This window comes from Sphingobacterium sp. SRCM116780, from assembly GCF_021442025.1.
Taxonomy (GTDB): domain Bacteria; phylum Bacteroidota; class Bacteroidia; order Sphingobacteriales; family Sphingobacteriaceae; genus Sphingobacterium.
Genome location: NZ_CP090446.1, coordinates 2600941 through 2621734, shown reverse-complemented (window position 1 = coordinate 2621734; position 20794 = coordinate 2600941). Strand labels below are relative to the sequence as shown.

Sequence of the window (20794 nt, the reverse complement as noted above, 5' to 3'; positions counted from 1 at the left end):
ATTTATATTATGGATTTTAAAGACGAAATTCGTCAGTTTGCCAGCCGCGTGGATAGATTGCTACCACAAATCAAAACTGAAGAGGCAACCAAAACTTCACTGATTATGCCTTTCCTTAAAATATTAGGATACGATGTATTTGATCCGTTCGAGGTACAGCCAGAGTTTATTGCTGACATTGGTATCAAAAAAGGTGAGAAAGTAGACTATGCTATTCTTCGGGAAGGTAAACCTATTATCCTAATCGAGTGTAAACATTATGCCGATGGCCTCGACCCACATAATTCACAACTCTTCCGTTATTTCCACACGAGTGAAGCCAAATTTAGTTTATTGACCAACGGTGTGGAGTATCGTTTTTATACCGATCTGGTTACTCCAAATAAGATGGATGAAAAACCGTTCTTCGAATTCAAGATTTCTGATATAAAAGATAATGAGCTTGCTGAATTGCGTAAATTTCATAAATCGGTATTTGATCTGGATAGCATATCCAGTGCGGCGAGTGAGCTCAAATATTTTAATGAATTAACGATCCTAGCCAATGGTGAAATGCAGAATCCAAGTGATGAGTTTGTTCGTTATTTTACAAGACAGGTATACCCCAGTGTTGTGACGGTAAAAATATTGGAGCAATTTACACCTTTGGTGAAACGAGTATTCTCACAAATCGTTAATGATCAAATTGCGGAACGGCTAAAAAGTGCGCTCAAAAAAGAAACAGAAAATGAGGCGCAGCAAATACTTACTCCTGCAGAACCCGAATCCTTGATTGTGACGACTGAGGAAGAAATTGATGGATTTCTGATCGTAAAATCTATCCTACGCAAGGATGTCGAGGTTGGACGAATCTTTATGCGTGATAATCAATCGTATTGTGGTGTCTTGCTAGACGATAATAATCGTAAGCCAATATGTCGGTTTTATTTTACACCAAATAAGCTGAGAATAGGTCTATTTGATCAAGAGAAAAAGGAGACCAAATACGACTTAGCACAATTAGATGATATCTACACGTATTCAGAACAGATTATGGAGACGATCGCTCATTATCAGCAAATCGACCATAAGAATTAAAGCAAAAGCACTTTCATCCTATTGCAGTACATAAGTATTGAATAGCTTAGTATAGTCTTGATTAATTAACCTAAAATCTAAATTTCGGAAAGATCATGAAGGTTCTTGGGTTTTAACAGATTAAGCTCTGATGAATAAAGTCCTATCGAGAGATAGGACTATTTTTGTTTAAAATGATCAATAACTTTATATCTTTTCTCGAAAATATAGCAATCTAATTATTTTACTGTAGTTATTAAGCTACCATATTTTAAAAAAAAATACTTTTAAAAATAATTATAAATCTGGTTGAAAATATAGTGAGATGTTATCTAGATTAGATTTTTGTAGTTGTTTTGTATCTTAATAGTCAATATTTATTAAGTAAAATTTAAAAATAGAATCAAATTAGGCTTTAACTGGTACGTTTCTTGTTTAAAATTCAAAACTAAACTAAAATAAATTATATAATCAAAGATTAAACTATGAAAAGATCTAAAATTGGAAAATTAGTAGTTGGATGCACGCTTTTATTAGCTTCAGTATTCATGTTCAGTGCTTGCAGTAAGAGTGATGATGATACTACCACTCCAACAGATGGAACAGTAAAAGTTCAATATCGTGTTATTGGATCTGCAGGTGTTAAGATCAGTGTTGTTGTATTTGGTGAAAATGGTGATTTTACTTCAGATACTTCTGATAAGACAGGAACAACTTGGACAAGTAAAGAAGTAACCGTAGAGAAGGCATATGCGATGGTTACTGCGAATGCTTCAGGACCAGCGAATAACTCAACATTAAAATGCCAAATTCTTCAAGGTGGTAAAGTGGTTAAAGATGGTAATGTGAATACTGGGCCAAATCTTTCAGCCTCTGTATCGTTATTTTAAAAGAATTATTGAACAGTAAAAAAGGCAGGTATTTACGCGTAAATACCTGCCTTTTTTTGCTTTATATTTTTAGTCTGTGATCTTGAATCGTTTTCTTGATTTTATTTTCTCGAAATAAAGACGGTCATTTATTCGACTATTGAAATGGATAGAGAAATCGTGCTGTAAAATTGGTGGATAAATAGAAAAATCTTCCACATTATGAACAAAATGGAGATAAGCTTGTTCATTCTTATAGCATCTAGTTTTATCTCTTATCTTAACTTCTCAGAAACATGGCTAAAAATAAAAAAACACAGCAAATAGACAATCATGTCATCGATAATACCAATAAAGGTATGACAACCAACGATGGTGTATTTATTACAGATAATAATAATACACTTAAAGCAGGGGAAAGGGGGCCATCTTTATTAGAAGATTTTATTTATTTAGATAAGTTGGCACATTTTGATCGAGAACGTATTCCTGAACGTGTCGTTCATGCACGGGGTTCTGGTGCTCATGGAGTATTCGAGTCTACGGTAGATATTTCTTCGATTACACGAGCACAATTTTTAAAAAAAGGAACTCAAACGCCAGTTTTTGTCCGATTTTCTACTGTTGCCGGGTTTAAAGGATCTACGGATTTAGCTCGGGATGTACGTGGATTTTCGGTAAAGTTTTATACGGAAGAGGGTAATTATGATTTAGTCGGGAATAATATTCCTGTATTTTTCATTCAGGATGCCATGCAATTTCCTGATGTTGTTCACGCTGTCAAGCCAGAACCTAATAATGAAATGCCACAGGCAGGATCTGCTCATGATACCTTTTGGGATTTTATTTCGTTGATGCCTGAAGCTGCCCATATGACGATGTGGACGATGTCGGATCGGGCGATACCTCGTTCTTTACGGATGATGGAAGGTTTTGGTGTGCATACGTTCAAATTTGTGAATACAGAAGGTAAAGGTACTTTTGTGAAATTTCATTGGAAACCTAAATTGGGTGTACATCAAGTGGCGTGGCAAGAAGCACAAAAAATTTCTGGTTACGATAGCGATTTTCATCGACGAGACCTTTGGGAAGCAATTGATGGAGGTGATTTTCCGCAATGGGATCTAGGGATACAACTGATACCAGAAGAGGATGAATTTAAATTTTCTTTTGATATTTTAGATCCTACTAAACTTATCCCTGAAGAATTAGTGCCAGTACAAATCATCGGTACCATGACTTTAAATCGTAACCCAGAGAACTTTTTTGCTGAAACAGAACAAGTTGCATTTGATCCCGGAAGGTTGGTTCCTGGTATAGATTTTAGTAATGATCCTTTACTCCAAGGTCGTATATTCTCTTATGCGGATACGCAGAATTACCGTTTAGGGGGACCTAATTTCCATGAACTTCCCATAAATAGACCGGTGAATGGTAAATATAATAATCAAAAAGACGGATTTGGTAGGCAAGAAATTCTAAAAGGGAATGTTAGTTATTTCCCCAATAGTTTAGGAAATGGATGTCCTTATCATGCCATGTTAAAAGGGGAAAAGGGTTTTGAATCACACGCTGAAAAAGTTGACGGAAAAAAAATCAGAAATAGATCTCAGTCCTTTGCAGATCATTTTACCCAAGCAAGATTATTTTTCAATTCGCAGTCTGATTCAGAGAAAAACCATCTCATCTCTGCATTGAGTTTTGAATTGTCTAAGGTGAAGTCTGAGGATGTTCGCAGAAGGGAATTGGCCATTCTAAATCAGATAGATAGTACGTTGGCTAAAAAGGTTGGTGATCACTTAGGATTGAAGCCGTCTACGAATTTGGATGACCTGACTTTGCAGTTTGCGAGACAGAACCATCCCGAATATCCAATTAAAGCTCCAAAACCAGAGATAGAAAAGTCGGCAGCATTAAGTATGGAGGTTAAGTTGGGCGAAGGAAATATCAGGACAAGGAAAGTTGCATTTTTAATCGCAGATGGGGTTAGTAAATCATCTATCGATAAAATGAAAAATGGATTGGAAGAAGAAGGTGCCAAAGCGGTGTTAATAGCGACAAAAGTTGGTCCTGTCAAATTTAAAGAAGGAGGGGAAGCGCTTGTACAATTCAGCTATCTGACAGAGGCTTCCGTGTGCTACGATGCCTTTTATACGCCAGAAGGAGACTCAATTTCAATCCTTAAGAATGAACCTGACTATTATCAATTTATCAATGAGGGATACCGTCATTGTAAAGCACTAGCGTTTGCTAAAGGCGCCGAAGAGTTGTTGCAGAATACCTATATTAAAGACGATAAGGTAGATAAAGGGGTGATTTTAGAGTCTAAAAACAACCTAGTGGAAGATTTTATCCAGGTGATGAAGGGGCACCGTATATGGGAAAGGGAACAGGACAGAAAGATACCTGTATAATGACGATATCGTTAGTGAATGAATGAAAATAAAATTGATAAGAAACTGAAGTAAACAAGGATAATTTTAGGCCATGTATCATTAATCATAAAAAGTCGAATGGAAATTCGACTTTTTGTATTCTTATCTTCTACGGTACAGTTTAATTATCATCGATTTTGGGATAAAAAAATGCTAAATAAATGTAAACCACATCATTTATTGGACAGATCATTTGGGAAAAGAGAACCAACATACTTGATTCTCTTTTTATTCAGATTCTTGCTTACTTTTGGAATTTAAATTCTTTCTACCGATAAACTCGCCAGTTCCCAATAAAAAATTAATCGCTTTCTCCACATTCCTGTCAACGCTGCTATCGGTTTTTAGAAATGAAATATATTTTACAATTTCCAATTTTAAGGATGGACGGAGCTGATTGAATACTTCTTCAGCAAGTGGATTTTCTTTTAATGCATTTTTAAATTTAGGGTGTATCGGTATTATTCTTTCCTCTTGATCTATTCCGATCAGGATACGTAGTAATTCTCCAATTCTTTTCGGTGAATTTTTCAACATAGTGGTATTTATATACAGTCGCCATTCTCCTTTGTATTTGAGAAGTGTTTGTCTATAATTCGTATGATCGTTTATACAGCCTTTTACAGCAATTTTTCCTTTGTCTTTTTCTGCTCTCTTTAAAATTTCAGTTAGAATTGGTTTTGGTAAAAAGACAAAAGGATTGATCCCGATGATTTCGAGTGTAGCCTCGAATGCTAGTAGTTCATTATTATCCGTCATTTCAAATCTTTTTTATAAAAATTGCCCGAAAGATGTTCTATCACCTCCTAAAAATAAAAACAATGATAGCGGTTTACCTTTCGATCCCCACTGTTTACCGAGTTTTCCTTATTGTTCATCTAAAGATAATAAACGAAATAGGTGTCTTGTGTTAATTTTGAATAAGAAAGTTAAAAATAGTGTAACAAAAATAAAATTTGAGCGACTATATAACAAACACAATAAAAAAACTAACAAAAAAATAAAGATATTATGAAAACTCTAGTAAAAACATTCACAGCAGCAGCTTTAATTGCCATATCGACATGTACAATAGCTGCGGTTAAACCAGAAAAAGGAATTATTAATCTTTCTACAGCAGATTATGCTATTGACAACTATATTGCGGTCATGACAGAAGGACAGTCAGCAGGAGTAGAGCAATTGTTTGCTACAGATTTTAGTCAGAAAGTACAAGGAATCGATACATTACTAAATCATAGCCGTTCGGAAGTGATCGATTTATTGAAAAAACAAAAAGGAGAGAAACTGAACTGCGAAACGAGTATAAAAATTATTGAAGAATCTGCACAATATAGAGTTGCTCGAGTGACGATGAAATTTACAGATTTTACCAAGACGGATTTAATTACTTTGATCAATGAAGGTGGCATTTGGAAAGTATCAAGTTCTGTAAATTCTTATCAATAATACCTTGTTATTTGGTGTCAGTATACGTTCGAAAAAGAATACATTTAGAGTAGACCTAGTATAGGACATCAAGAGCACAGCAAAAAATCATATGTTTATTAAGTAGATAGCCCCGTCGTGAGACGCGGCTTTTTTTATTATAGTTGTTATTCTTCGATGCAGGATATATAGCTAAATATGATATCTATGAATACTTGCAATTCCAGAATATCTAAAAAGGTCATTTTGAAAGCTTTGGTTGCTTAATCAGAAATATTGTCGTAGCGTCGTTAAAAATGCTTATAGCAAGCACGTATATGTTGCAGTATATACTTCAGTCTTTTCTTTATCCTCCTTTCTATTTCAACTTTACTTCATACATTCTTTGATTTAAGGACCTAAATATTTAGGGATGAGGTTAATAAAGTGAACATATAAAATAAAGACCTATGAGAACTTTAGTGAAAACATTAACAACGATAGCCTTAATTGTTGTATCCATATACACGATGGCTGCTAACAAACCCGAAAAAAAAATCATTAATCTTTCTACGGCAGTCTTAGCGATCGATCATTATGTAAACGTAATGACCGAAGGACAATCAATAGGGCTGGAGCAATTGTTTGCATCCGACTTTAGCCAGAAAGTACAAGGTGTAAATGCGAAAACAAACAGTCGTTCTGAAGTGATTAACTTTTTGAAAAAACAAAAGGGAGAGAAGATGAACTGTGAAACAATAACAAATATTTTGGAAAAGTCAGCGGATTATATGGTGGCTAAGATTACACTGAAATTTGAAGATTTTACGAAGACAGATATCATTACGTTGATCAACGAAGACGGCACTTGGAAAGTATCAAGTTCCGTGAATGCTTATCAATAGTATGACGTATTTCATATGAAAATTCTTTCGAGAGTGATACTATGTTGGACATATTATCTTGATGCAAGGATATCAAGATCAAAACAAAAAATCATATGTTTATCTAAGGAGAGAGCCCCGTCGTGAGATGCGGCTTTTTTTATTGTCACCAAACTCACCTCCCAATAGTTACTATTTACCGAGTTTTTGATATTGTTCATCTAAATGTAATAAACTCATCCTGTTGTTTGTCTTAATTTTGAATAAGTAAGTTGAAGGAATTGTTGCAACAAAAACAATAGTTAAGCGACTTCTACATATAAACAAGAGAAAACGAACCTTTAAAATAAAGATAACATGAAAACGTTAGTAAAAACATTCGCAATGACAGCTTTGATCTCCTTATCGACATGGACAATGGCTGCAAGCAAACCAAAAAAAGAAATTGTTAATCTGTCCAGTGCAAACTTGGCGATCGATCATTATATCGATGTAATGACTGAGGGGGAATCAAAAGGAGTGGAGCAATTGTTTGCTTCTGATTTCAACCTGAAAGTACAAGGACCAAAATTGCAAAACTATAATCGTGAAGAAGTGCTTGACTTTTTGAAAAAACAAAAAGGGAAAAAGATGAACTGTCAGACAACAACAACAATTATGGACGAGTCTGCTCATTATATGATCGCTAGAGTGACGATGAAATTTGAAGATTTTACCAAGATAGATTTGGTTATGTTAGTCAATGAAGGCGGTGCTTGGAAAGTATCAAGTTCTGTAAATTCTTATCAATAGTTGTCGTGTTCTTTTGAAATATAGCTTCAGACTAAGACAAGTGAGTTTGATCTAAATATAGTAAGATCACAACAAAAATCATATGTTTATCTAAAGAGAGAGCCCTGTCGAGAGACACGGCTTTTTATTTTTAGCAATCAATCGATTGTTTGACGATGTTAAGAGGATAATTCTCTCTGGGCTCCATTTTATTTCCTTATTTCTGCTATTTAATACATATTTATGGTGTTTGAATCATTGTGTAACGCTATTGTAACATATGTATTATCTTGTAGTGGTTGCGCTACAAGTGAAGTGAAATTATTCTTTTTGTAAAGAAAACCTTCTTCCTTTGCAGAGCTTTTTAAGCCTAAACGCTATAGATAACAAATGCAATTATGTAAGAGTTCATGCATTTGTTTCAACCAAATGAAAAAACTAGACTTTACAATAAAAGTGTAAACAAAATAATAATTACTACTGTTGATACTATAAAAGTACGCTAATGATACGATATTGCTTTTCTTTTTATCTGCTCATCTTTTTAGTTCTCCTAAGCTACCCAATTTGTAGTCAAGGTCAGAACAAGAAGATGAATGAGATATTGCAGCTTGCGCAAGAAGAGAATGAGAATAATCATTATGAGAAGGCAATAGCGCTATCGCAAAAAGCATTACAGTATGCTGAAAAGGATAAAAATACGGAAGGGATTGTGAAAAGCTATTTCAGAATTGCGTATTCCTTTAAGGGACTGGAAATGTATAAGGAAAGTCTGGAAATATTAAAAAAGATAGAGACTCAGTATGAACCATACCTAGAAAAGAATCAAGAAATGCTGGCGAATGTGAAGAGCTTATTTGGAAATAATTATTTGTCACTCGGTTTTACCGATCAAGCTGACAAGATGTTTTTGGAGATGTTACATATCGCGAAAGATATAAAACAGGACTCCGTACGAAATCTTCTTTTATTTCGCGCGTATCTTTCGGTTAAGGCGGCTCATCAAAGTAATAATCATGCAGATAGCTCATCTTATTATTTGAATATGGCAAGATCGTTGGTTCCTTTGATATCTAAATCAGAACAGACCGTGTTCTATTACAGCGTTGCGCGCTTTCATCTAGCGACTACTGGGAACTTAGATTCTGCGACATGGTATAATCAGAAAGGGAAACTTTTAGATAGCATCAATAAGTCCAAGTATTATTTAATGGGTTTAATGCAATCAGCAATTATTCTGAACAAGCAAAAAAGGTATCAAGAGTCGTTGGATATGTGTTTTAAGGTCTTACCAATTGCGGAAGCTGAGAAAAGAAATAACTTTATATTTAGTGTATATAATGTAACGGCTGATAACTATAAAGGGTTAAAAAATCTATCTAAACAAGCGCTATATCTAGACCTATATAAAAAAAAATGGGACAGTATGTATGTGCTGAAACAGAAGAATACACAAATAGCTGTAGAAATTATCGCAAATAGTAGATTAACATCATTTTCAAAAAAACAACTCAAAAATACCTATATGCTGTTGGCGCTTGTGCTGCTCGTTATAGGTGCATTGGGGGTTCTGGCTATTCAGATAAGGAAAAAGAGACAGTTATTGAAAATGAAAGATGTCGAAATGCGTACGTTAGAAGGTAAGGTGCATACAGACACTTACGAAAAGATCGTTGAATTAGCTGCGAAAAACTCTCCCGATTTTTTATATAGATTTAGCGAAAAGTATCCAAGTTTTATAAATGCTCTTCTAACAATAAATCCAGAGCTTCAACCTTCAGAGCTTATTTTTTGCGCTTATCTTAAACTCAACTTTTCAACCAAAGTAATCGCAACCTATATGTTCATTACCCCCTCTGCGGTACAAAATAGAAAAAATCGCATACGGAAAAGACTTAACATTCCCTCTGATGGCAATATCTATATTTGGATCAGTGATTTAGGATCATAAAAAGAAATAATTTCTTCCTATTCATCTCATCGCTTCTTACGACTTATTGTCGATTTTTTGATTTTGCCATGCCACTATAGATGAGATTAAAATCCATTATTTATCCTCTTTAAACAGTATAGGAAGCATCATTGTTTTTTTGCACTGATCTCCAGCTCAATGCTCCTAAAGCAATCTCAACCTACATATTTTTACCCTCTGTGGTATAAAATGAGAAAAATCGTATTTATTGTGATAATAATATATGTGTCTGGAGCAACAAGTAAAGATTATAAAAAGCAATCATTTTTTCTCCTTTTTCATTTCACAACCTTCATATAGCACCCCCAAACATATTATCGAAATTTTCAATTAACTATATATGCTGTTGATGAGTTTAAATTCAGAAAATCAGCTTTTATGTTCTTTAAATAAGAGAAGAGGATTGTCATTTCTATCATTTATTATTCTTAATTAACCCTCTATTTTTACGTCTATCATAAATGTAGCTTGTAATCTACATTTTTTCAGTGTTAAATTTTTGAAAATCAGTTATTTAACTATATATGGTATTGATGTGGTAGTGTTATATTCTTCCAAACTTCTGCAGGCCTTTACTTTTGCAGCACCATGTAAAACAGGCGATTCTGATAAAATTTAACTTCAGATGAATCAGATGACCTTCGGGATTTTTATTCATAGCCAGTGGTAATAAATAGGAAAATTAAAAAATATAATAAACTGGAAAAAATGAAAAAAAAGACACAACTCTACGTGCCTCCTAAAATCGAAATGAATATTCTGCAAATGGAAGATGGAATAGCAACAGGTTCAGCTTCTTTAAGACCGGGTGACGTGACGAATCCTGATCAGCCTGCTACAGCGGACTGGGTAGATAAAGGAAATTATGGTAATGGTGCTTTCGATCTTTAAACCGTTGTAGCAAAATTTTTTGAATCTTTTAAAACGAATGTAATCCATGTATACAATAAATAAAAAAATAAAGAATTTTATAAACTCTCTAATTGTCATAGGTCTTATCTCCGTAATATTCTCTTCATGTGCAAAGGATAGTGATGCCGTAATCTCAGATGAGCAAACTGGAACTGTTCTTACTGTCAATATCGCGGGAATAGAAGAAGATATGGCGATGCCAACTAAACTTGCTTCAGCTGCGAAAAATACAAGCAGTTATACGGCTCCTCGGACCATGATTGCCGAGAAAACACTGGTTTCTACACAGGGCTTTGATGCCTTGGTTAGCGTGGAAGGCCCGACACCTAAACAAAAGGCACTGAAAGCTGCAATGGGATCAACTCAAACATCTTCAGCCGCTATGGCTACATTGATGCCAGCAGGTATTAAATACCGCATCCTGCTTTATAACGCCGCAGGTACAACATTATTAAAAAATGTTGTCGCGACATCGGGAACAAATCCAAATATCCAGGTGGATGGAGGAACCCAGTACAAATGGGTTGCTGTCTCGATCAATACCACTACTGTACCTACTGTATCCAGTGGTAAAATTTTAGCGAGCGCCCTGGCAAATGAAGATGTTTTATACGCTTCAGGTGTTGTCTCAGCGGTAAAAGGCCAAAACTATCTGAATATTACGTTGACCCGAAAATCCACCAGGATACAGGTAGATGTAGATACTAGAGGATTATTTAATGAGATCACGACGTTCAAATCACTGGACTTAGGAACTGGAACAGGAACTGGTTTTCAAAGCCTGATGAAAACGGCTGATCTTGATATTCTGACAGGAAATCGTACAAATATCACTACGGTAGCGGCTACCCAAAATGTAAAGTATATTACCAATAAAGATGTAAGTACGGGTAACCTGGTCAAGACGGTATCACTTTATACTGTGATTCCTACTGGAACAGTTGTTGCGCCCAATACCTTAACGGTTAGACCCATCTTTGACGTGAAAATGGAGCCTAATGTTTATTATCAACCCAATAATACGAATGTGTCATCACGTACCTATGGCAATAGCAATATTTATCTTAAGGTAAATAATGCAAGTTTTACTCCTGTAAATGGTGAGCTTTACAAAATCGGCACACAGATGATCGAAGCTGCCATCAAAGTAGGCGGTATCTCTTGGGCACGTGCAGATTTATTCTATGATACCCGGACTGGACAGTTGGACCGTTATAAATTTAGACCTGATGCAGGAGCCATCCATTGGTTTGATTTTAGTACGAATGAAGACACGGATAAAAGATCGTACTGGAATTGGAAATCTCTGACACCTACAGGAACAGCTGGAAGCGGAGACCCCTGTGCCCTGGTGTATCCAGCTGGTTTATGGCGGATGCCAACAAGAGCAGAACTTACTACCGTTAGTGCAATGACATCCCATTTGTATCAGTGGTCGGGTACCACAGGTCAATACGTCAATTCTGTCTATGGTTATGGAGGTGTTAACCAGGCATGGAATACAGATGCTGGATCTCCAGCTACTTTCGGAGATTATTCTGATTATATGACAAATTTCATGTTGCTGTTCAACGGTTATCGCCAAAGTGGTGCATTAGTGGGTTCTAGAGCCGTACTCGATTATTGGCAGGCAACTGGTGGGGACAGAGCTGTAACGACACAGATGCGCTATTGGTCTTCAGAAGAAACTGGTGCTAACGCCTATGCAATAGGACAGACGATCACAGTTTTTTATCAAACGCGTAGTCAAACTGGACCACAGGGAGAAATATCGGATTCCTATGTGCAATCAACAGCCGCTAGAAGTGTATCCACATTTAGCAAAAATTTAGGGTTTAATATCCGCTGCGTGAGAGCACAACCAGTATCTTAGATCTACATAGAAAGCAATGTCTGTATGATAAAGAACATTGGATAACACGTATGATTCAATAAAGATAAAGAGGCTGTAGCCTCTTTATCTTTGTGTTGTTTATCCGTAGTTTCCTACTATTCAACTATTCAATTCTTAGATGACCCATCGACCTTTTTATCCACATTCTTTTTTAAAGATCTTTTTGTGAGATAAAGATTCTAGTCGCTTAATTATTCCATTATATTGATGCGGTTGACATCCCTTGTCCTCAGTTCGTATTTGTGGCTTTAAAATCAGCTACTCTTGTTTTTAAATAAGAGGGGAGGAGTACTGATTTGTAACATTTATTATGCTTGTTAACAGTCTATTTTTTTGTTTATCAGAAGTGTAGTTGTTAATTTACATTTTTTAGTGATAATAATCTGAAAATCAATTATTTAATTATTTATGGTATTGATGTGGTAGCATTTTATTCTTTCAAATTTCTGTGAGCATTTACTTTTACTTTGTGATTAAAACCCTGACCCGATAGTATCGGCTCCGACGGCGTGTCCCGAGCATTTACTTTTACTTTGTGATTAAAACTAGGTGCATAACAGGTAGTTAAGGTAAAATTCAACTTTAGCTGAATCAGACGACCTTCAGTGATTTTCTAGCCATTGGTAATAAATAAATTGAAAAGTAAAACAGAGAAAAAATGAAAAAAAAGTCACAACTCTACGTGCCTCCTAAAATCGAAATGAATACCCTGAAAATGGAAAATGGACTAGCAACAGGTTCAGCTTTCTTAAGACCAGGTGATACTACAAATCCCGATCAGCCTGCTACAGCAGACTGGGTAGATAAAGGAAATTATGGTAATGGTGCTTTCGATTTTTAAGTGATTGTGGCAAAAGTTTTTGAATCTTTTAAAACCAATTTAACCCAATGTATACACTAAATAAAAAAATAAAGAATCTTATACATTCTCTAATTGCCATAGGTCTTATAGCCGCAGTTTTCTCTTCATGTGCAAAGGAAAGTGATGCCGTTGTCTCAGAAGAGCAAACGGGAACTGCTCTTACAGTTAATATCGCTGGAATAGAAGAAGACATGGGCGTTCCAACCAAGCTTGCCTCAACTGGGAAAAATACAGGAAGTTCTGCTACGGCTCCCCGCACTATGATTACCGATAAAAAATTGATTTCTACACAGGACTTTGATGCATTGGTCAACGTAGAAGGTCCTGCACCTAAACAAAAGGCTCTGAAAGCTGCTATGGGATCAACTCAAACAACTTCAGCTGCTATGGCTACATTAATGCCTGCGGGTATTAAATACCGCATCCTGCTTTATAATGCTGCAGGTACAACATTATTAAGAGATGTTCTCGCTACATCGGGAACGAACCCAAATATCCAGGTTGATGGAGGAACCCAGTACAAATGGGTTGCTGTTTCGATCAACAGTACTACTACTGTACCTACTGTATCCAGTGGTAAAATTTTAGCGAGTGCCCTAGCAAATGAAGATGTTTTGTACGCTTCAGGTGTTGTCTCAGCTACAGCAGGTCAGAATTACCTGAATATTATGTTGACCCGCAAATCCACCAGGATACAGGTAGATGTGGATACAAGAGGTTTATTTGGTGAAATTACTTTATTTAGATCTTTAGACTTGGGAACGGGAACGGGAACTGGCTTTCAAAGCCTGATGAAAACGGCAGATCTGGATATCCTGACAGGAAACCGCACAAATAGCACTGCTGTAGCGATTACCCAAAATGTAAAGTATATCACCAATAAAGACGTAAGCACGGGTAACCACGTGAAGACGGTGTCACTTTACACCGTAATTCCTACCGGAACTGTTGTTGCGGCCAATAATTTAACGGTTAGACCTATCTTTGATATCAAAATGGAGCCTAATGTTTATCATCAGCCGACCAATACAAATCCTACATCACGTACTTATGGCAATAGCAGTATTTATCTTAAGGTAAATAATACAAGTTTTACTCCCTTAGATGGTGAGCTTTACAAGATCGGTACGCAGATGATCGAGTCTGCTATTAAAGTAGGTAATATTTCTTGGGCACGTGCGGACTTATTCTATGATACCCGAGCTGGACAGTTGGACCGCTATAAATTTAGACCTGATGCAGTTTCCATTCATTGGTTTAATAATACGACTAATGAGGATGTTCAAAGAAGATCGTACTGGAACTGGAAATCCCTGACACCTGCAGGAACAGCAGGAAGCGGAGACCCCTGTGCTCTGGTTTATCCGGCCGGTCTGTGGCGGATGCCAACAAGACCTGAACTTGCCCTACTTGCTGCAATGCCGTCCCATCCGTATCAGTGGCCAGGTTCTACAGGCGCATACATCAATTCTGTTTATAGATATGCAGGTGTAAACCAGACATGGAATACTGATGCTGGAGCTCCAGCTACTTTCGGAGATTATTCGGATTATATGACAAATTTCATGTTGCTATTTAATGGTTACCGCCAAAGCGGTGTACTAACGGAATCTAGAGCCATACTTGATTATTGGAAAGCAACCGGTGGTGACCGAAATGTAACGACACAGATGCGCTACTGGTCTTCTGAAGAGTCCGGTTCTACCGCATATGCAATCGCACAATCAGCTGTGGTTAACTATTATACACGTAACCCACCTCAACTGGGCGGACCAATATCCTCTTCCGATTTAATGTCAACGGGACCTAGAACTGTATCCACATTCGATAAAAATTTAGGTTTCAATATCCGCTGCTTGAGGGCACAACCAGCATCTTAGGCCTATGGTCGTAAACAATGTCTGTATGATACAGGATATCAAATAACTCGTATCATTTAACAAAGACTAAGCTTAAAAACCATGATACTTTAGAGAAGATATCATGGTTTTTAAGCTATTTTTTTATATAGAGCTATACGATCTATTAACATTTAGCCAATCATGATGTTTCTAGAATTCTTTGTTTGTATTTTCACGATGATGAATTAACGATCATAAAATGTTCGTAATCATTGAGGAATAGCTTAATATTTGAGAAAAGTAACTTCTTACTATGTTATCTATGGATGAACTTCATCCGTATTCACTCTTAGAAAAACAGTCGAAAACAATTTTCATTCTCTATTGAGATAAGTGTAAAGTCTCATTCGTATTGTAATTGAAAAACTATATTCGTTTATGCTCTTGACAAGAGATGTCTCTTTTATCAAGTTTGGATGAAACATCAAGCCATTTCCCATCGGTTGATATACATCAACTTTATTTTCTAAATTGATAACCTATCCAGGAGAAATAAGTACCAAAGTCTCTTCTTAACAATCGTAATAATTACATCTGTATTTTAGATCTCTACAGTTTACTGCCTTTAACAAAATACAGTAAATTCCAAAAGTGATGCGAGAGCTTATCTTTTCGTTTGTTTTTGAGAAATATCGAATACTCACTCAAAGATGTGTTTCTTTAAAAAACTCATTTTTTAAAGAAATACTAAATTTTAATATTCTTTTTTTTTGGCGATAAGTATTTGTAAATAAGATTAATATGAGTGTGTGGTATTGGTGTGGTAGGGTTTTATTCTTTGAAATTTCTGCGGACATTTACTTTTGCGGCATGATTTAAAAATTAGTGTTGCAACACATAATTACGATAAAATTTAACTTCAGCTGAATAAGATAACCCTGGTGATTTTCTAACCATAACCATTGGTAATAAATAAATTAAAAAATATAAAACAGAAAAGAAATGAAAAAAAAGCTACAACTCTACGTGCCTCCTAAAATCGAAATGACTATCATCCAAATGGAAGATGGAATAACAACAGGTTCAGCTTCGTTAAGACCAGGTGATGTCACAAATCCTGATCAACCTGTTACAGCTGACTGGGTAGATAAAGGAAATTATGGTAATGGTGCTTTTGATCTTTAAGCCGTAGTAAAAAAGTTGTTGAATCTTTTAAAACGAATCTAATAAAATGTATACACTAAATAAAAAAATAAAGAATCTTATAAATTCCCTACTTGTCATAGGTCTTATTACTGCGGTTTTCTCTTCATGTGCAAAGGATAGTGATGCCGATGTTTCGGAAGAGGTGACAGGCACTGTTCTTACTGTCAATATTGCAGGAATAGAAGAAGATATGGACATGCCCACTAAGCTTGCTTCCACAGCGAAAAGTACAGGCAGTTTTACTGTAGCTCCCCAGACGATCATTGCGGAGAAAACCCTGGCATCTACACAGGACTTTGACGCCTTGGTCAGTGTAGAAGGTCCTGCACCTAAACAAAAGACACTGAAAGCTACTATGGGATCAACTCAAGCAACTTCAGCCGCTATGGCTACCTTGATGCCTGCAGGAATCAAGTATAGACTCCTGCTTTATAACGCTGCTGGTACGACCTTGTTAAAAAATGTTATCGCGACATCGGGAACTAACCCGAATATCCAGGTGGATGGGGGAATCCAGTACAAATGGGTTGCTGTCTCGATCAACACCACTTCTGTACCTAATGTAAGTAATGGTAAAATTTTGGCAAGCGACTTAGCCAATGAAGATGTCCTGTATGCTTCTGGTGTTGTTTCTGCTAAGAAAGGAGAAAACTACCTGAACATTACGTTGATCCGAAAATCCACTAGAATACAGGTAGATGTAGATACAAGAGGTTTATTTGGTGAAATTACATCATTCAAATCGCTGGACCTAGGAACTGGAACAGGGACTGGTTTTCAGAGCCTGATGAAAACGGCAGATCTGGATATCCTGACAGGAAACCGTACAAACTTCACTACTGTGACGCCTACTCAGAATGTAACCTATATCACAAACAAAGCTGTAAGTACAGGTAACCATGTGAAGACGGTATCACTTTATACTGTGATTCCTACCGGAACAGTTGTTGCGGCGAACAGTTTAACGGTTAGGCCCATCTTTGATATCAAAATGGAACCTAACGTTTATTATCAGCCGACCAATACTAATCCTACGTCACGGACCTATGGTAATAGCAGTATTTATCTTAAGGTAAATAATGCAAGTTTTACTCCTGTTAACGGTGAGCTTTACAAAATTGGTACGCAGATGATCGAAGCTGCTATCAAAGTAGGCGGTATTTCTTGGGCCCGTGCGGACTTATTCTATGATACCCGTTCAGGACAGTTAGATCGTTATAAATTTAGACCAGATGCAGCTTCTCTCCATTGGTATTGGGAAACAACGGATGAAGACACGCAAACAAGATCGTACTGGAACTGGAAATCTTTGACACCTACAGGAACAGCTGGAAGCGGAGATCCTTGCACACTGGTTTATCCGGCAGGTTTATGGCGGATGCCAACACGAGCTGAAATTACTACAATTAGTGCAATGACATCCCATTTGTATCAGTGGCCAGGTTCTGCAGACGAATACATCAATGCTGTCTACGGTTATGCAGGGGTAAACCAAGCTTGGGATGCAGATGCAGGATCTCCAGCTACTTTCGGAGATTATTCTGACTATATGACAAATTTCATATTGATGTTCAATGGTTACCGCCAGAGCGGTGCACTAAAGGAATCAAGAGACGTACTCTATGATTGGGGACCAACTGGTGGAGACCGAGATGTAACGACACAGCTGCGGTACTGGTCTTCAGAAGAGTCCGGTGCGAGCGCTTATGCAATGGGACAGTCGCTCACCGTTCTTTACCAAACACTTGATGAAACTGGGCCACAAGGACAAATATCGGGCTCAATTGTGCAATCAACAGGGACGAGAAGTGTATCCACATTTAGCAAAAATTTAGGGTTTAACATCCGTTGTGTAAGAGCACAACCAGCATCTTAGACTTACGTTGTAAACAACGTCTATATGATACTGGACATCGTATAATTAAACATGAGAAAGAGGCTGCAATTTGTAGCCTCTTCTCTTTGTCTTGTTTATCCGTAGCTTCCTAGGTATTCAAATATTCAATTATCAGATGACCCATCTATCTTTTTCCTCACTCTTTTTAAAAAAATCTTTTTGTTAGACACGGTTTCTAATCTCTTAATGATTCAATTTTTATTGATTCTGTTGACCATTTACACTTAGTTCATATTTATGGTTCTAAACTCATTGGGACTTTGTCCAACGATTTTCTTGAAAAAACGAGAAAAATGTTGTGGGTATTTAAATCCTAATTCGTATGCAATTTCATTGATCGTTTTATCTCCATCAAAAATCTTATTTTTTGCCTCGTCGATTATTTTATTCTGGATATATTCCTGAGCAGACTTCCCTGTTTCTTTCTTGATGAGATCACCAAAATAATTGGCCGATAGATTCATTTTATCTGCAAAATAAGCGACCGAGGGAACCCCTAATTCTGTTGGATTATCGGATAAAAAATAACCATTCAAAAATTCCTCAAAATGTTCCAAGATTCCTTTATTCGCATTTTCGCGGGTAATGAATTGACGGTCATAGAAGCGTTCGCAATAGTTGAGAAATAGCTCAATATTAGAGGCAATCAATTTCTTACTATGTTTATCTACGGATTGACTTAATTCGTATTCAATCTTAGAAAAGCAATCGAAAACAATTTTTCTTTCTCTTTCAGATAGATGCAAGGCTTCATTTGTCTTATAATTGAAAAAGCTATATTCGTTTATGCTCTTAGCCAGAGATGTCCCTTTTATCAAGTCTGGATGAAAAACAAGACCATGTCCCATCGGTTGATATACATCAACTTTATTTTCCACATCGATAACCTGCCCAGGGGAAATAAATACCAAGGTACCTTCCTGATAATCGTAATAATTACATCCGTATTTTAGATCACCACAGTTCACTGCCTTTAGAAAAATGCAGTAAAGTCCAAAAGTCATGCGAGAGCCTGTTCTTTCGTTTGCTTTTGAGAAATCCACAACACTCACCAAAGGATGTAATGTCTCATGATTATTGAACGCATTGTATTGGCTCACGGTATCAAATTTATACGCTTGTTCCATAATTTTTAACCTTTTTACTTAAACAAAATTAAACATTCCACTGTAAGCATAATAGTGATGGACTTATAATCAGTAATAATGGTATTACATTCCGTAATCTGTATACCTATCTCTTATGAAATCATTTGCAATTTTGTAATTTAGATTAAGAGTTTTTCACACTAACGAAGGATAAAAAAAATAATCCTGATCTGACACAGATAACATTGAGAATTACAATATATATATATATGCGTATAATTTTAAGCTACTTGCTAATAGGTATTAGCTGTTTATGTTTCTTCCCGGCTCTTGTTCATGGACAATCTGTCCTTTCGTTGAAAGAAGCTTTAGCTATTGCGGAACAACAATATCCTTCTCTAGAAGCCAAACAGATGCAAATACGATCAGCAGAACAACTCGTAAAAGGCACCATGTTGGAACGTTTGCCAAACTTCAATATAGGAATCCAGCAATCTTATGGCACTGTTAATGGTATTACTGGGCCTATGTCAGGGCTTGAAGGAAGTGTTGGCTCCTCTGGACCAACTTTAACTGAACAGAATTGGAATGCTGCTTTTGGAGCCCTGTATGTCGCGGGGATTAACTGGGAATTTTTCACATTCGGCAGAAACCAACAACGGACACGTGTCGCAAAACAGGAATTGGTTCGTAATAGACAGGATTTCGAGCAAGCTTTATTTGAGCATAAAATCAAAGTAGCGGCAGCCTATCTGAACCTGATTGCAAGTCAACAGATAGCCCAGTCTTATGAAAAGAACTTCTTGCGAGCTGATTCACTCCGAGCATTGATCATCGCCCGTGTAAAGAGCGGTCTGGTAGCTGGAGTAGATTCAACCTTTGCAAATGCCGAACGATCCAATGCTCGAATGCTTTTTACCAACGCGAAGAATAAAGAAAGGGAACAAAAAAATATATTAACGCAATTGATTGGACGAGAGGATAACAATTTCTCTATTGTTAGCGATTTCATTGATCATATTCCTCATATCCTAAAGGATAGCTTATCAGATATTTCAAATCATCCTCGATTGAATTATTATAGAAGTCTCATTGCTGTAGGGGAAGAACAGACAAAACTGTTGAAGACGCAATACTTTCCTCGTGTTTCTTTATTGGGACTATTTCAAGGACGGGGATCTGGATTTTCTTCCACTTATGCTGTAGATCAATCTGCATATTCCACAAACTATTGGTCGGGAATAGAGCCTACACGGGCTAATTATCTGATGGGTATTAGTATCAATTGGAACCTGACAACACCGTTTCGTTTAAGCAAACAGATCGCTGCGCAGCAATATGCTGTACAGGCTGTACAGCAGGAGTATAAAGAGGCTGAACTATCCATGAAAACTCAGCTGCGTATTTCGGATGACAGACTGGACGCATCAATGCTCAATTACCATGAAGCTCCTATTCAAGTTGCAGCAGCAAGAGAAGCTTTTATTCAAAAATCTGTACTATACAAGAACGGACTCACCAATATGGTAGAGGTCATGCAAGTGGCAAATACCCTAATCCGGGCAGAAACAGATCGAGATATCGCCAACAACAACGTTTGGCAGGCTCTTCTTCTACAAGCAGCCTCAAAAGGAGATTTCAGCTTGTTTGAAAATCAACTTTAAAGCAATTTATACAAACTTTACATATTTAGCATCAAG

16 protein-coding genes are annotated in these 20794 nt (G+C 36.6%); 14 read left to right on the top strand and 2 right to left on the bottom strand.

The window, feature by feature from the left end; all coding sequences use genetic code 11:
- Positions 1–9 precede the first annotated feature (9 nt).
- From LZQ00_RS11220 to LZQ00_RS11210, 3 genes are all read left to right on the top strand, one after another.
- Positions 10–1077 (top strand): type I restriction endonuclease, encoded by a 1068-nt coding sequence (locus LZQ00_RS11220; RefSeq protein ID WP_234509379.1) that lies wholly within the window; start codon positions 10–12, stop codon positions 1075–1077.
- 464 nt (positions 1078–1541) lie between these two features.
- On the top strand, positions 1542–1946 hold the full coding sequence (locus tag LZQ00_RS11215) for a hypothetical protein (protein ID WP_234509378.1): 405 nt from the start codon (positions 1542–1544) through the stop codon (positions 1944–1946).
- A gap of 275 nt (positions 1947–2221) precedes the next feature.
- The gene (locus tag LZQ00_RS11210; protein WP_234509377.1) at positions 2222–4339 is read left to right on the top strand and encodes a catalase; all 2118 of its coding nucleotides are present in this window, start codon (positions 2222–2224) and stop codon (positions 4337–4339) included.
- A gap of 249 nt (positions 4340–4588) precedes the next feature.
- On the opposite strand, the gene LZQ00_RS11205 is transcribed toward LZQ00_RS11210, so the two are convergent.
- Positions 4589–5119 carry a DUF1905 domain-containing protein gene (locus LZQ00_RS11205; protein WP_234509376.1) on the bottom strand — a complete coding sequence of 177 codons (531 nt, stop codon included), beginning with the start codon at positions 5117–5119 and terminating at the stop codon, positions 4589–4591.
- Positions 5120–5371: 252 nt separating this feature from the next.
- Here LZQ00_RS11205 and LZQ00_RS11200 point away from each other — a divergent pair, with 252 nt between their 5' ends.
- The 10 genes from LZQ00_RS11200 to LZQ00_RS11155 all read left to right on the top strand — a co-directional run bounded on the left by LZQ00_RS11200 (position 5372) and on the right by LZQ00_RS11155 (position 17985).
- On the top strand, positions 5372–5809 hold the full coding sequence (locus LZQ00_RS11200) for a nuclear transport factor 2 family protein (RefSeq protein ID WP_234509375.1): 438 nt from the start codon (positions 5372–5374) through the stop codon (positions 5807–5809).
- A 428-nt stretch (positions 5810–6237) separates the two neighbouring features.
- Entirely contained in the window at positions 6238–6672 is a 435-nt protein-coding gene (locus tag LZQ00_RS11195) for a nuclear transport factor 2 family protein (RefSeq protein WP_234509374.1), read from the top strand.
- Between the two features lie 336 nt (positions 6673–7008).
- A complete protein-coding gene (locus LZQ00_RS11190; protein WP_234509373.1) occupies positions 7009–7443 on the top strand; it encodes a nuclear transport factor 2 family protein in 435 nt (144 codons plus the stop codon).
- Between the two features lie 571 nt (positions 7444–8014).
- On the top strand, positions 8015–9373 hold the full coding sequence (locus tag LZQ00_RS11185; protein ID WP_234509372.1) for a helix-turn-helix transcriptional regulator: 1359 nt from the start codon (positions 8015–8017) through the stop codon (positions 9371–9373).
- 729 nt (positions 9374–10102) lie between these two features.
- On the top strand, positions 10103–10285 hold the full coding sequence (locus LZQ00_RS11180; protein WP_234509371.1) for a hypothetical protein: 183 nt from the start codon (positions 10103–10105) through the stop codon (positions 10283–10285).
- A 46-nt stretch (positions 10286–10331) separates the two neighbouring features.
- Positions 10332–12179, top strand: a complete 1848-nt coding sequence (locus LZQ00_RS11175; protein ID WP_234509370.1) for a hypothetical protein — start codon at positions 10332–10334, stop codon at positions 12177–12179.
- Between the two features lie 679 nt (positions 12180–12858).
- Positions 12859–13041 carry a hypothetical protein gene (locus LZQ00_RS11170; protein ID WP_234509369.1) on the top strand — a complete coding sequence of 61 codons (183 nt, stop codon included), beginning with the start codon at positions 12859–12861 and terminating at the stop codon, positions 13039–13041.
- Between the two features lie 47 nt (positions 13042–13088).
- The gene (locus LZQ00_RS11165; RefSeq protein ID WP_234509368.1) at positions 13089–14942 is read left to right on the top strand and encodes a hypothetical protein; all 1854 of its coding nucleotides are present in this window, start codon (positions 13089–13091) and stop codon (positions 14940–14942) included.
- Positions 14943–15905: 963 nt separating this feature from the next.
- A complete protein-coding gene (locus LZQ00_RS11160; protein WP_234509367.1) occupies positions 15906–16088 on the top strand; it encodes a hypothetical protein in 183 nt (60 codons plus the stop codon).
- A 46-nt stretch (positions 16089–16134) separates the two neighbouring features.
- Entirely contained in the window at positions 16135–17985 is a 1851-nt protein-coding gene (locus LZQ00_RS11155) for a hypothetical protein (RefSeq protein WP_234509366.1), read from the top strand.
- A gap of 245 nt (positions 17986–18230) precedes the next feature.
- On the opposite strand, the gene LZQ00_RS11150 is transcribed toward LZQ00_RS11155, so the two are convergent.
- Positions 18231–19133, bottom strand: a complete 903-nt coding sequence (locus LZQ00_RS11150; protein ID WP_234509365.1) for a helix-turn-helix domain-containing protein — start codon at positions 19131–19133, stop codon at positions 18231–18233.
- A 230-nt stretch (positions 19134–19363) separates the two neighbouring features.
- Here LZQ00_RS11150 and LZQ00_RS11145 point away from each other — a divergent pair, with 230 nt between their 5' ends.
- Positions 19364–20758, top strand: a complete 1395-nt coding sequence (locus tag LZQ00_RS11145) for a TolC family protein (protein ID WP_234509364.1) — start codon at positions 19364–19366, stop codon at positions 20756–20758.
- Positions 20759–20794: the final 36 nt, after the last annotated feature.